The organism is Maribacter sp., assembly GCF_016744255.1.
Lineage (GTDB): Bacteria > Bacteroidota > Bacteroidia > Flavobacteriales > Flavobacteriaceae > Maribacter_B.
Window position 1 is genome coordinate 1 of record NZ_JADGES010000089.1, and the last position, 14,272, is coordinate 14,272.

The 14,272-nt window shown below is 33.0% G+C and carries 9 protein-coding genes and 3 pseudogenes; 3 read left to right on the forward strand and 9 right to left on the reverse strand.

The window, feature by feature from the left end; all coding sequences use genetic code 11:
- Positions 1-165: 165 nt before the first annotated feature.
- The 7 genes from QZZ51_RS13215 to QZZ51_RS13245 all read right to left on the reverse strand — a co-directional run bounded on the left by QZZ51_RS13215 (position 166) and on the right by QZZ51_RS13245 (position 12,143).
- Complete coding sequence (locus tag QZZ51_RS13215; RefSeq protein ID WP_291870436.1) at positions 166-2,463, reverse strand: GH92 family glycosyl hydrolase; 2,298 nt, start codon at positions 2,461-2,463, stop codon at positions 166-168.
- 32 nt (positions 2,464-2,495) lie between these two features.
- Positions 2,496-2,651 (reverse strand): hypothetical protein, encoded by a 156-nt coding sequence (locus QZZ51_RS13220; RefSeq protein ID WP_291870438.1) that lies wholly within the window; start codon positions 2,649-2,651, stop codon positions 2,496-2,498.
- Between the two features lie 253 nt (positions 2,652-2,904).
- The gene (locus tag QZZ51_RS13225) at positions 2,905-4,314 is read right to left on the reverse strand and encodes a hypothetical protein (RefSeq protein ID WP_291870439.1); all 1,410 of its coding nucleotides are present in this window, start codon (positions 4,312-4,314) and stop codon (positions 2,905-2,907) included.
- 102 nt (positions 4,315-4,416) lie between these two features.
- Positions 4,417-5,832 (reverse strand): hypothetical protein, encoded by a 1,416-nt coding sequence (locus QZZ51_RS13230; RefSeq protein ID WP_291870442.1) that lies wholly within the window; start codon positions 5,830-5,832, stop codon positions 4,417-4,419.
- A 184-nt stretch (positions 5,833-6,016) separates the two neighbouring features.
- The gene (locus QZZ51_RS13235) at positions 6,017-7,504 is read right to left on the reverse strand and encodes a RagB/SusD family nutrient uptake outer membrane protein (RefSeq protein ID WP_291870444.1); all 1,488 of its coding nucleotides are present in this window, start codon (positions 7,502-7,504) and stop codon (positions 6,017-6,019) included.
- Positions 7,505-7,515: 11 nt separating this feature from the next.
- Positions 7,516-10,743 (reverse strand): TonB-dependent receptor, encoded by a 3,228-nt coding sequence (locus QZZ51_RS13240; RefSeq protein WP_291870447.1) that lies wholly within the window; start codon positions 10,741-10,743, stop codon positions 7,516-7,518.
- Between the two features lie 218 nt (positions 10,744-10,961).
- Positions 10,962-12,143, reverse strand: a complete 1,182-nt coding sequence (locus QZZ51_RS13245) for a FecR family protein (protein ID WP_291870449.1) — start codon at positions 12,141-12,143, stop codon at positions 10,962-10,964.
- A gap of 204 nt (positions 12,144-12,347) precedes the next feature.
- On the opposite strand from QZZ51_RS13245, the gene QZZ51_RS13250 reads away from it, so the two are divergent.
- The 3 genes and pseudogenes from QZZ51_RS13250 to QZZ51_RS13260 form a co-directional block, all read left to right on the forward strand.
- On the forward strand, positions 12,348-12,893 hold the full coding sequence (locus tag QZZ51_RS13250) for an RNA polymerase sigma-70 factor (RefSeq protein ID WP_291870451.1): 546 nt from the start codon (positions 12,348-12,350) through the stop codon (positions 12,891-12,893).
- A 130-nt stretch (positions 12,894-13,023) separates the two neighbouring features.
- Positions 13,024-13,146: a hypothetical protein gene (locus QZZ51_RS13255; RefSeq protein WP_291870453.1), complete on the forward strand. Its 123-nt coding sequence runs from the start codon at positions 13,024-13,026 to the stop codon at positions 13,144-13,146.
- Between the two features lie 61 nt (positions 13,147-13,207).
- Positions 13,208-13,297 (forward strand): annotated as a pseudogene (locus tag QZZ51_RS13260) (hypothetical protein); the annotation flags it as partial.
- Between the two features lie 21 nt (positions 13,298-13,318).
- On the opposite strand, the pseudogene QZZ51_RS16655 reads toward QZZ51_RS13260, so the two are convergent.
- Positions 13,319-13,780: pseudogene (locus tag QZZ51_RS16655) on the reverse strand (alpha-hydroxy-acid oxidizing protein).
- A pseudogene (locus QZZ51_RS16660) lies at positions 13,749-14,205 on the reverse strand (alpha-hydroxy-acid oxidizing protein). Before QZZ51_RS16660 ends, QZZ51_RS16655 begins: the two co-directional pseudogenes overlap by 32 nt.
- Positions 14,206-14,272: the final 67 nt, after the last annotated feature.

Genomic DNA, 14,272 nt, shown 5'->3' on the forward strand with positions numbered 1-14,272 from the left:
ATTAAAGCGACTTTTTTGCTAGCCTTATCCGAACAAGAAAGCATAGATGCAAGCACAAATATTGTTGTTATTTTTTGAATACTTTTTATCATAATTTTAGTTTGTTTCCGTTTATTGTTAATGCATTTTATCAGTTATTTACAGACGTTCTCATATGGACCATACTCATTCCATCATGTCTTCGGCAGAAGGCGGCATGGATGTTATTGAACTTCCCCAGGATTCATTTGCAAAAGGCCCCATTTCTAATACCAAGGTACCGCCATCTTTTATGGCATCATGTTCAAACCAAGGTTGGTTCCAATCTTTACCGTTTAGCTTCGCACTTTGAATGTATTTGTTTTTTGAACTAAAGTTATTCGCTTTAATTACAAAATGATTTCCATTTCCTAAATCAACCGTTGTTTTCTCAAAGAACGGGCTTCCTATGTTATAGGATGGCATACCTGGAGTTACAGGATAAATACCCATCATTGAAAAAACTACAAAGGCCGACATACCTCCGCCATCTTCATCTCCTGGAACGCCCATTAAATCATTCCTAAACCATTCGTGAATCAGTTTTTTAATCCGCTTCTGTGTTTTCCATGGCTGCCCGGCATAATTATACAAATAAGGAATGTGTAATGAGGGCTCGTTTGCCATTGAAAACTGCCCTACATTCCCAGTTTGATCAGGTAATTGGGCATAAAATTCATATTTGCTTTTTCCTAATGGTTCTATAAACAGGGCATTTAAATTCTCAATAAAACGTTCTTGGCCTCCCATCAAATTAATGAGGTCTTTGATATTGTGCTGCACATCATAACGATAGGTCCATGCATTATTTTCCCCATAATATTTCCGTGCTCCCATACCTCCTGAAAACTTATAATTAAAGGGTTCTATAAATTTCCCTTGATGATCCTTCGGGTGAAAAAATTTAGTTTTTGGGTTGAATATGTTTTGGTAATTAAATGCGTTTTTCAGGAAATGTTGAGATTCTTTATGTTTCCCGAGTTCCTTGGCTATTTGAGACAGACACCATTCGTCATAAGAGGTTCCCAAGGTTACTGCCACTGGTTGTCTACTTTCAAAAACATGTACTTCTGGTACGGTTTCTTCTTCTCCATCGTGCAATGCCGGGAAATACCCTTTTTCTTTATAAAAATCATCCAGTTCACCAGATGGCATTCCAGACCATGGTGCCAGAGTTTTTTCAATAATGGCTCCTTTACACGCCTGATATGCTTTTTCTAAATCAAACCCTCTAAGTCCTTTTCTATAGGCGTCTATGACAGATGCTACGCCATGATTGGAGTTCATCCTGCGACTATCTCCTGTTACTTCGGGAAAGGTAGGCATCCAAAAAAGGTCCATTTGTTCTGCCATTTTAACAAACGAATTGAGAACATCTTCTTCTCTTTCTGGGTCAATCAAAACACGCAATAGATGGTGCGCTCTATAGGAATCCCAAATCCAATCATCGGTATAGAATGGTCGTCCATGGTCATCATGTACTTTTCCATCAAAAGCACTATAATATTTATCATCTTCTGAGATGCAAACAGGACGTTCATAGGTTCTATACATGGACGTATAAAATACGACCCTATCATTTTCAGAACCGCCTTCTATTAAGGTTTTTGAAAGTTCTTTATTCCATATTTTTCGCCCTTCCTCAACGATTTTATTTTTTTCAAAATTTTTAATCTCTCTCTCTAAGTTAACTTTTGCCTGTGCTTCACTTATAAAGGAAATGCCATACTTAACTTTAATACTTTGTGTTGTATCATTTAATTTAAATACGACAGCTATATGATCACCTGCTTGGGTTTTCTCATGACTTATTATGCCTTCCTTTAAAACACCAAAAGTGTTAGTGGGTTGGTCTATCTCTAGATATAAGTATAATTTTGTAGCGATTTTACTTTCTATTGATGACACCAATTGATAGCCTGAAATTGAATTTTCATTTATTGAAAGTTGCCCTTTTGTACTCTCTATTATTAAGTTGTTATTTTCTTTTTCTTGATAATCTATAACGTAAATACCCGACTGATGTGACACCCCATAGGACACCTTAATTTTTTCCTCGTCTAAATAAACATCATACGAATATGGGGTTATATCTTCATTATCATAACTATATGAATAAACTGGTTTTAGTTTCTTGTTTTCACTTTGAATGGGGCAAATTGTAAACGCGGATTGACCACGGTGACTTACAGTAGCTACAGGCAATCCATCTAATTGATCTGTTGTATAATCCAAACGGGCAGGAATAACCCTTAGCATGCTATTAGGTAAATGGACGGTTGGAAAGGTGGGAACTAGTAAATGACTAATATTACCCATATATGGATTTACCATATCTACAGGGTTGTTTGTTAGCATTTCTTTTGTATTTAATTCATTCCCTTTATTACAAGAAATAATCATTAATACGATAAAAATTACTACTAAAATTTTATTTTTTTTCATGATTTACTCCAAAATAAATAGTCTTTTTTGCATTACCAAGCCAGCTTCACTACAGCGCCTTTAGGGTTATTTTCAAATGAATAATTATTACCTTCGATATACTCATTACTAATTCTAGAGACAGAAGCCAATACTGTTGGAAGATTCTTGTCTTTTATTCTTTCTATGTTTAACACAAGGTTTTCCACTCACAACGCGTTTAAAATACGGTCTTTTCCTTTTCACTAAAAACCATTCCCTTATCAGACTGGGCATAGCCTTTTAAATAAGCAAAAACACAAATAACATATATATACTTATTCATTGAATAGCTATTTATTATGTAATTAAAACGGCTGTATTAGCTCAAAAACACTAAAGAAAAGGAGAGATTATTGTAAACACCTCTCCTTTCTTTAAAAACTAACTAAACTGCACTAATTCAAACTAATTGTTGTCATTTTAAAACTGGACTTTATATAATAGTGTCCCTATTTCTCCCAGTTGATTTCCTTCTGTAGGTAAAAAAGACGTCACAGCAAATTCTCCATTACCCAGACCAACAATCCCTGGGTTTGCAAAAGAAGTAGATCCTAATGGTGTACTAATACTTAATTCTGAGTAAAAAGTACCATCTCCTAATAATAATCTCCAATCCTGCCATTGAAATTTTTCTTTTTGAGCTTCTAGAAGTACCTTCTTTTTTCCATTAGAATCATAACTCGATCGGCCTCCTAGATTGCCATTAAAACCCATTTCAATAACATTATAATTTACAATATCATCTTCCCAAGCTCTCCAATCGCTAAAATTCTTTAAAATCCCAAACCCTTGCTGATCTACATCATTATTTTCATAATAATGATACCCTATTAAAATATAAGAGCTCCCTGCCGAGGCGCCACTAATTTCTCTTATATCTGGAGTCCCATTTGCTGATGAAGAATAGTATCTTGGAAAAACATAGTTATTAGCTGATATATTGGACAATAGGTTGGTATAACTTGGATAATATCTAGCTCTTATATTATTAGATCCTTCTACGGAATCTTCCTCATTTACTAATAAGTAGCCTCCCCATACTTTCTTTATGTCTCCTTGATGTGATCTATTCCCTAAACTTGTAATGAATGTCCAGGTTTGTAAATCATCGCTTCCAGCTAAACGTAATTGAAATGAATTAGCTGTTACCTGTGAATGATATACGCCAAGATAGGCATACGTCCCTAAAGCAGTTTCACCTGTTTTAACAATACGTAATACATCCATCGTCTTATTCTGATTATCTTTTAGCTCAAAATATTTAGTATTGTTTGTGGCATCATTTAATTCGCTAATTTCAGACGAATTTGATGAAGGTAGCCACCATCCATAGGCGATATTTAAATTCTTTTTATTATCATAAGCTTGAAGTGTAGGAATTGTATTTGAAGTCTTCAAAGCGTTTTCGCTAATAATAGCATTTCTATAATCATCAAATGACATGGCGGCTAACTGGGTTTCTGTTTTTATACCTGCGTCTTTCAAAAAACGATACATTAAAGACGCCCAGGCCAATTCTGCGTCATTTTTAGATTGTAAGAATGATATAGACTCCGAACTTTTATTGTTTAATGCTACTATTAATGAATTTCTCATATCGTTATGAGAACTGTTTTTTAAATCAATAATTGATTTCCAATTATTAACATACAAAGCCTTGGCAATTATTCCTTCGTCTGATGCACTACCTCCTCCAGAATTGTTAGAAGCAGATACGGCAGTAAAAGTCATTAAGTTTGCTTCTTTCTCATCAAAATTACTTTCTTCAACCTCAGAGCAAGAGATAAAAGAAAAGATTACTACTAAAAACATTATTAATCTATACTTCATAATATTTAATTTTAATTAATAAAAAGTTTTGGAAGTGAAATACTCCTTAAATGATATAAATTATTAGGTTATTTTATTTGTTAATTAGTATGCCTCTCTTATTTAAAACTGAATTTTATATAATAGCGTACCTATTTCTCCTGATTGATTTCCTTCTGTAGGTAAAAATGACGTCACTGCAAATTCCCCATTACCCAAATCAACAATTCCAGGGTTAGCAAAAGAAGTTGACCCTTTTGGTGTGTCCATATTTAACTGTGAATAAAAAGCGCCATCACCTAAAAGTAACCGCCACGTTTCCCATCCATTTTTTGCTCCCTGAGCTTCAACAAGCACATGATTTTTATCATTAAAATTAAAGCTAGTTCTACCTCCAAAATTACCGTTATAGCCCATATCTTTTAAGTTATAATTTGATATATCATCTTTCCATGGAAACCATGATTGAAAATCTTTAAGTATCCCAAATGACTGCTGATCTGTATCTCCATCGTTAAACTGATGAAAACCTATTAAGATAGCCGAACTTGATGAGGCATCGCCATGAATTTCTCTAATATCTGGAGTCCCTTCAGCAAAATTGGAAAAAGCTCTAGGTAAACCGACATTTCTTGAAGGTGTATTTTCTATTAAATCTGCATAGCTTTCATAGTACTTTACACGTATATTGTTTGTACTACCATCATCTTCTTCATGAACAACTATATATCCATCACCCCATTTTTTTATATCTCCTTGATGTGCTCTATCTCCTAAAATTATAATAGCTGTCCAGCTTTCAAGATCATTACTTCCAGCTAACCATAATTCAAAAACACCATCGCCTTTATTTACATGGTACACGCCGAGGTATTTATAGGCTAATTCGCTAGCATCTACAATACGTAATACATCCATATTTTTTTGGTTGCTATCTTTAATATCAAAAAAATGAGGATTACCTGTTACATCATTCAACGATGTAAATAAACCTGTATTTTGCTGTGCTAGCCACCAGCCATAAGCAATATTCAAATTTTTGGCATTACCATTACCTTGTAATTCTGAAAGCGAAATCTCAGTACTATTTTGATTTGCATCAATAACCGTATTTCTAAAATCATCAAAAGACATTGTTTTCATATCTACCTCCGTTCTGATTTCCGAGTCTTTTAAAAATCGATACATTAAAGAAAACCATACAATATCTTGATCACTCAGTCCCCCTATAAATACACCTGTGTCTGCCGTTCGGTTTTCCATTTCAGAAACAATGGTATTTTTATAGTCATCGTTACACATAGTAACCAACTCTGGTACGGTTCTCCATTTATTAAGTAACAAGCTCTTTACATATGCGTCATAAGCAGCGCAATTATCAATGGAAGCTAGAGTAGCGTTATTTACTAGCTCTTCTACAGGTTCTTCGATCGGTTCCTCCACAGCCTTTTTTATAAAATCGGGTGGTCTATTGTCATCGGAGGAGCACGCAACAATGGACATGGTTATTACCGCTAAAAAAATAATTTTATATTTCATAATGCTCTAAATTTTAAAAAATTAATAAACTCATATAAATACAAGATGTTTTATAATATGTGTTCATTGAAAATAAGTTTTAAAGAACCAGCATGTATCAAAACAAAGCACTGATAAATAGAATTAACTTAAGTAAACATTTGCCCTTTTTAAAACAAGGACAAATGTTATATGATACTAAAGATTAGTATCCAGGATTTTGTGACATATTAGGATTACTCTCTATTTCTGATTGAGGAATAGGTAATAACAACTTATCTATTGTAGCTTTATATCCTAAATTATTACCATCACCATCTTCAAGGCTAGTGAATAAATCGGCTGCACCTTGCTTACCATAGTGGCGTACTACATCAAAAAAGCGTTCGCCTTCAAGTGCCAATTCCAATCTTCGTTCATTTAAAATAGCAAGTCCCACATCATCTGAACTTGTTGCTGTTGTATTGGGTAGATTCACTCTATTACGAATTTGATTAAGCAAATTAATTGCTTCCCCTGTATTCCCTATTTTATTAAGTGCTTCTGCTCTTAATAGGATAATATCTGCCAAACGAATTAGAATTACATTTGTTCCAGAACCCCAAGCCTCATAGTCTCTACCTAATTTGTATGAAAAAGAAACGGGTTCGGTGGCATTAAAATATTCTGGTGGCGATGCAATTTTTGAACGATCGGTAACCGTACTGGTAGTTGATGCTTTTCGTACCAGGTCTCCTGCATTATCAAAAGCGTTTATTAAATCGTGAGATATTACACTAAACCTAGGCCATAACTCTGGAGCTCCAACACCATTTTTAACGGTTCCCGGAGGCAGAAATAGACCTGGTGCATATGTAGAAATACTTGTGTTTGCTACGTGTTGAATTTCAAATATTGCTTCCGCACTATTTTCATGAGCATCGTCAAATAAATAATCATAATTCGCTAATAAAGAATATACGCCATTATTAATTACCTTTTCTGCGTATTCTGCACATTTTTCATAATCTCCAATATCTGCATAAGCCTTTGCTAATAGTGCTTGAACTGTTCCTTGAGTCGCTCTACTTCTCGTTAAAAAATTAGTTGCATGCTCTTTAGGTAATAAACTTTCTGCCAACAATAAATCTTTTTCAATTTGGCTATACACTTCCTGTTCTGTACTTCTACTCTTATAAATATCGCCATCTAAATTTGATAATTGTAATGGTACGCCTCCATAGTATCTAACTAAATGAAAATAATTATAAGCTCTTAAAAAATAAGCTTGCCCTAAGATGCTATTTTTTTCAGCTTCACTAAATTCAGGATCTTCTATATTTGGAACATTATCTAGTACAGCATTGGCCGCTGAAATATAAACAAACGGCTCTCTAAAACAATGACCTCCAGGCTCATTGTCTGTACTTTTAGATTCAAAGTGTTCTGCATTTCTAATTAATTGAGAATTTCCAGAATGAGAATTATCTGCCCTCATATCTCCCAAAATAGTATACATCCATCTATAAATATGAGGATCGTTAGAGGTCATTGCTGCATAGGCTCCTGCCAATGCGCCTTCTGCAGCAGCTTCATCATTATATGCGACAGAGGCCGATAATTCATCCAAAGGATCCTTGTCTAAAAAATCTTTTGAGCAGGAATAAAATCCAATTACTAGTGCTATTAATATTAATTTATATTGATTTTTCATTTTATACATTATTAAAGTTCAACATTAATTCCGAAAGTAAACGTTTTCGCCTGTGGGTAAGTCCCATAATCTAGACCTTGAGTTAAGGCACTTGCCCCTCCTGCATTTACCTCTGGAGAATACCCTGAATAATCGGTAATGGTAAACCAGTTTTTCAAGTTTACATAAAATCGAACACTACCTAAATTCACCTTTTCTAATGCTTCTTTTCCTAAGCTGTAACCAAAACTAATATCACGAACTCTTAGGTAAGACCCGTCTTCTATAAAACGAGACGATATCCCTGCATTTCCATTTGGATCTGATACGGATGCTCTAGGAATGTTTGTGATATCTCCTGGATTTTGCCAACGGTTTAATATCGACGTAGATTGATTGTGTGGTAATCCCATTCTTTCAAGAGTTTGCTTACCAACATTATAAATTTCACTTCCAGAAACGCCATCAATAACTATATTTAAGTAGATATTTTTATAACTAAGTTCATTAACAAAACCATACGTAAAATCTGGCAAAGGACTTCCTATAGATGTTTTATCTTCTGGTGTTATTCCAGAAACGCCATCTGTATCTGTAAATATTAAATCTCCAGTTTGAGGATCAACTCCTTCACTAATATAACCCCAAAAACTCCCCAAAGGCAGACCATTTTTTGTGACAGATACTTTTCCTCCTAAGTTCTGCAACTCATTCGTAAATATGGTACTCGATTCTGGTATCCCTTTTACTATATTAGTATTAAAAGACATATTGTAACTTGCATTCCAATTGAAATCTTCACCGTTAAATAAGTTAGCGTCTATAGCAAATTCAAATCCTTTATTTTCAATGATACCATCTAAGTTAACGGTTTTAATAGCTTGTCCAGAACTTATTGGTAATGGCAATGTGTATATTAAATTTTTCGTCTTTTTAGTATAATAATCTGCTGTTAAGCTAATACGATCATTAAGAAATGAAACATCTAACCCTAAATTAAATTGTTCCGAAGTTTCCCATTCAAGATCATTATTTCCAGCTTGCTCACTTGGTTTAATTCCTGGTATTAAAGTAACACCATCTAAAGTAGATTCAATAAATTGTACGGTAGAAATATATGGATGTAGACTACTTGGTAAATTTCCTGTTTCCCCAAAACCTGCCCTAAGTTTTAAACCACTCAAGACATCGACATTCTTCATAAAATTTTCATTAGATATTTTCCAACCAGCTGAAAGTGCTCGGAAATTCTCCCATCTATTTTTAACCGGAAGTCTAGACGACCCATCTGTTCTTATGGATCCTGTTAACAAATATTTATCATCATAACTATAATTTGCTCTGGCAAAGTACGATTGTAGTGCCCAAGACCCTTTTCCTGCAGAATTCCCTTCATTCACCGATGCCGAATTAAGCGTCCTAATGAGTGGCGATGCAAAATTAGATTTTGACTGTCCACTACCATATGAGTTTTCTTCTGAAACACTAGTACCAATTATAAAACCTAATTGATGCTTATCAAATGTATTTTTATAACTTAAAGTATTATCAAATATATAACGTAAACTTTCTCCTGTATTAAGCGCTCCAACACCTCCTTTAGCCTTGGCCGAAGTAGTAATTCTAGGATCTTGGAATGCTTCATAATGATTGTTACCAAGTGTAATACCAATTTGTGTTTTGTAAGTGAGGTTTGCTGGTAGTTTAATAGTCATGTTAGCGTCTGCAACAATATTATTTATTACATTTAAATTGTCGTTTCCATAAATATAACCCAATGGATTGTTAAGCCCTCCAATAAATGCTTCTGTTGAATAAGTTCCATCAGCGTTATAAATTTCTTGAAAAGGAGGTGTTACCAATGCAGAAAGTACAGATCCACCATATCTAGCTCCCTTATTATCAGGAATATCTTTAACTTTACTTCTTGTATAATTAAAATGAGTCCCAAAAGACAACCATTCTTTTATTTTATGGTCTAAATTAATAGCTAATGAATATCTTTTATGTTCAGAAGTAATTATAATCCCTTCTTGGTCTAAATATCCTAAACCTACAAAATAAGAACCTTTTTCTGACCCCCCAGAAAATGATGCATTAACTCCAGTTATGGGAGCTGAATTTCTATATATCAAATCCTGCCAATCATTATTAGTGGATAATATTGCATCTGTTAATCCAGAACCACTACCATCCAAATCATTAAAATAATCCCTTAATTGAGTATTATTTAAAACAGGCAATGTTTTAATTACTTCCGAAAAACCTGTATAACTATTAATCTCAACTTTTGGTTTTCCATATTTACCTTTTTTAGTTGTTATTAATACAACCCCATTACTAGCACCTGCAGCACCGTAAATACCCGCTGCAGAGGCATCTTTTAAAACACTAATCGATTCAATATTATTAGGATCAATGGCAGCTGTACCATATGTTACAACACCATCAATCACGTATAAAGGTTGCGTATTGCCTGAAAGTGATGCCACACCACGAACAAATACTGTAGGACCTGCCCCAGGCTTTCCAGAGCCTTGAACGACACGTACTCCTGCTGATCTTGCGGCTAATAACTGTCCAACATCAGTATTTGACTTATCACTTGTCCCTTCTAGATCTATTGTAGAAATTGCAGATGTAATATCTTTTCTCTTTTGAGATCCATACCCGACTAAAACTATTTCGTCTAGTTTGGCTGCATCTTCTATTAATATTATCGTTAATTCTGATTGATTATTAAGCAAAACCTCTTTAGTCGAAAATCCCAAGTAAGAAACCACAAGAATGGCATTTTCATTGGTCACCGTTAAATTAAATTTACCATCAAAATTAGATTGCGTACCATTAGTTGTTCCTTTTTCTATAATATTCGAACCTGGAAGCACTTCTCCATTCAAATCGGTAACCGTACCTGATACCTGAATACCTTGTTCCTTTATTAGGTCTGGAATTTTCGTTTTTATAATGATTGTATTGTTCGGCCTCACAACAACATCATAATTACCCGTTGACAATATTTGTTCTAAAAGCTTATTTGTTTTTATAGCTCCTTTTTTTATTTCAATATTAGAAAAGCCTTTGAACATATCAGACTTATAAACAAATGAATAATCAGTTTGTTTATCAATCATGTCGAAAACTTCATCAATGGTTAAAGTTTTATCAGATTTAATGACTATTTTAGAATTCTGCGAGATAAGATCTATCGGGGAAAAACTAAATACGGAGGTACAGAACAAGAATATAAAAGTTCTCATAATCAATTTTAAGACCTGCTTTCTTTTAAAAAAGACAGGAGTTGTTAATTTAAATTCCATAAATTTACATTGTATTAGTTAATAATTAGTTAATTAGTACTTCTAAAGGGGAAACGAAGGTTTGTTTGTCAGAAATCCGACCCTCTTTCCCTTTTTCTTTTTAGTGTTCAAATCAAGTGTTGTTTTATTCCATAGTTATTTATTTAATTATTAGTACATTATTTAAGTAATACCGTCCTATTATTTAATTCATATTCAATATTATTGGTGGTACAAATGATAGATATAATTTCTTCTATACTTAATTTTTTATCCAAACTTCCATGGAATGTTTGCCTCTTAATATCTTCACTTTTAAAAACCACTTCGATGTCATACCATCGTGATAATACTTTCATAATATCTTGAAGAGGCTTATCTCTAAAACTAAAGATTCCTTCCTTCCAAGAGATAGCCTTATACACATCTACTCCAGATGAAACTATTAAACTATTATTAGATTTATTAAAGTTTAATTCTTCATTTGGAATTAAACTTTTTGATTTATTCAAGGCGTTAACAATCACTTTTCCTTCTACCAATGTAGTATATATATTTGCTTCATCTTTATAGGCTTTGATGTTAAACTCTGTTCCCAGAACTTCAACATTTTGTGCATTATTAATCACTCTAAATTTAGAACCTTGGTTATCTACACTAGATGATACGTCAAAATAGGCCTCACCATAAACCAACTCTATCTGTCGAGTTTTACCTTCTATAAAACTTTCTGGATATTTTAGTTGTGATTCTGAATTTAACCAAACTTGGGTGCCGTCGGATAATTTAATAAAGAATTGACCTCCTCTAGGGATTGTTAAATAATTGTAAACAATTTTTTTAGAATTACTTTTCCCAGATTGATAAACAATCTTCTCACCATTACTATTTGCGTTTTGTGTTTTAAAAAATTCTCCTTTTTCTAAAGTTATTTGAGAACCATCTCCTAATGTCAATGTTGCTTTATCTATGCCTGGCACAATACTATTAGTGTTTACTATTGTTGGTGTGGTTTCAATAGGTATATTAAATATGTTATTTCTAAAAAAATAACCTAACCCAAAAACTATGACAGCTGCAGCTGCATATTTCCAAATACTGGGTGTTAATTTTATAACCTTAGAAGTCGATTTAATTCTTGAATTAACTTCATTCCAACCTTCCTCTGTTCCATATTCTTGATTGGATCTTAAATTTGATTGATACCATGTATCTCTTTTAATTTCATCATAGATCCTCTTATTTTCAATAGATTCATCTAGCCAATTATCAAGACTTTGCTGATCCTCTTCATTAATTGATTTATTCAATTCACTTGCAATAAGCTTCGCTATTTTTAAATATTTTCCCTCTTGATTCATGTCATTTAAACTTCTTTTCTATTTACAATACAACTCAGAAACCAAACATGGGTACTCATAAGTTGAAAAAAATCATAATTATTTAATCTGCACTAAAATTATTACGTTGAATAATCAATCTATGAGCCTTGCCAACTACCTTTTATTATTTGATTTTTCCTAAATTCAGTTTTTATATATTTACACCGATAATTTATATTATTAATGCATTCAACTCAAAACATTATTATTGATATAAAAAAAGGAAATAAAGAATCCTTTAAAGAATTCTTTGATGATTTCTATCCAATTTTATGTTCATTCGCAAATAAATATTTAAAAAACCAAGATAAAAGTAAAGATGCTGCCCAAGAAGCGCTTATTAAGTTTTGGGAAAAACGAGAAGAATTTGATGAAATTCAAGGTGCCAAAAGTTTTTTATATGTTGTAGTCAAAAATAATTGTATCAATATATTGAAAAAATCAAAAAGTAATGTGGATTTATCTTCTTTAAAAGCATTAGAATCGGAATCTTTTTTTAAGAAAACCCTGATTGATAAGGAAACATTTATGATTGTCAGAAATGCTATAAACACCCTACCTAATCGCCAAAAAAAAATTATTAAACTTTCTTTACAGGGCTTAAAAAATCCAGAAATAGCGACCCAATTAGAAATTTCTCCTCATACAGTTCACACTGCAAAAAAAAATGCTTATTGCAAATTAAGAGAAACACTCAAAGATATATATTACCTACTATTGTTTATTTAAAAACAAGTAATTTTTAAATTGCATGAGTCATCCTAAAATAGGTAGACAATTTCTAATAAATTAAATTAGAGAAGTTAACTTACTGGTTTATTGTTTTACAACTACAGAGACTTTTTCCGAATAAAAAATAATGAATCATTTAAGTGCCAATTATCTTAATAAAGCTCTAAAGGATAAGATTATTAACCTCACGAGCGAGAAAGCCGTTGAAACGGGAATTAACCAAATAGAACTATGGTTAGCTCATATTTAAACCTGATAAAAATAAGGTCATATAAATCATTACCAATCAATTGGACTGGACAGCTAGAATCATTGCTGATCTTTACAAAAAACAATGGAATATCGAACTGTTCTTCAAGGCAATCAAACAGAACCTTCAGATCAAGACCTTCGCCGGTACAGGCAACAATGATAAAATCTCTTTAGTTAATTAAGTGCCTTGAAAAATCTATAATATTCTCATAGCAAATCTGTTCCATTACCTGCTGTGATTGAGTTTTCAAAACATTAATTATATGTTCTCCTCCTCTATTTCCTAATGCGGATACTGCATACATAAAAAGTCTTCCCATAAATGTAAATTATGCTCCGGATGCCAACATTCTTGCTATATTTGTTCCTGATTGAATACCGCCGTCAATCATAATTTTTATTCTCCCTTGGTACTGCCCTACTATTTTCTGTAGGGAATGAATAGTAGATTCTCCTGCATCCAATTGTCTTCCTCCATGATTAGAAATAATTATTCCATCTAATCCTAATGCTCTTGATTTCGATACATCTACAACATTTACCATGCCTTTAATAACAATTTCACCTTTCCATTTATCTCGTAACTTCTTTACTTTTTCTTCATTTAATTTTCCAGAAAAAGTATCGTCCATAAAAACACCTAATTGCTTTAAATCTAACCCCCTTTGGCATATAAGGCCCTAATGTTCTAAAAGAAGGCTTACCATATTTTAAAGTTTGCACAGCCCAATTAGGTTTTCCTAAAACCTGAAGAATATTATTTAAAGTCATTCTCTGCGGCATAGCCAAACCATTTCTAATATATCTAGGCCTGCAACCAAATGTTGGCACATCTGCAAGAATTACAAGCACTAGCCGTAGCACGTTCTAAAATATCGTTCGTTACTTCTTCTTTCGCTGGATGATATAATTGAAACCATGCGTTCCCTTCTGTAATTTCTGCTATTGTCTCTATACTACTTATACTTACAGTACTCAGTATAAAAGGAATATTAGTATCAAAAGCAGCTTTTTCTAAAATTAGCCCTATGGTATGAAAAGGTTGAAAAAACAGAATTCAAGTCGTTCAATACAATCTCAAGATCTATACAAATGCATTATAAAACAATATTGAACTATTTTAA

Coding starts and splice junctions, on each gene's coding strand:
- QZZ51_RS13215 (WP_291870436.1), bottom strand. CDS start 2,463: ATGAAAAAAAATAAAATTTTAGTAGTAATTTTTATCGTATTAATGATT.
- QZZ51_RS13245 (WP_291870449.1), bottom strand. CDS start 12,143: ATGAATCAAGAGGGAAAATATTTAAAAATAGCGAAGCTTATTGCAAGT.
- QZZ51_RS13225 (WP_291870439.1), bottom strand. CDS start 4,314: ATGAAGTATAGATTAATAATGTTTTTAGTAGTAATCTTTTCTTTTATC.
- QZZ51_RS13255 (WP_291870453.1), top strand. CDS start 13,024: ATGAATCATTTAAGTGCCAATTATCTTAATAAAGCTCTAAAGGATAAG.
- QZZ51_RS13235 (WP_291870444.1), bottom strand. CDS start 7,504: ATGAAAAATCAATATAAATTAATATTAATAGCACTAGTAATTGGATTT.
- QZZ51_RS13240 (WP_291870447.1), bottom strand. CDS start 10,743: ATGAGAACTTTTATATTCTTGTTCTGTACCTCCGTATTTAGTTTTTCC.
- QZZ51_RS13250 (WP_291870451.1), top strand. CDS start 12,348: ATGCATTCAACTCAAAACATTATTATTGATATAAAAAAAGGAAATAAA.
- QZZ51_RS13230 (WP_291870442.1), bottom strand. CDS start 5,832: ATGAAATATAAAATTATTTTTTTAGCGGTAATAACCATGTCCATTGTT.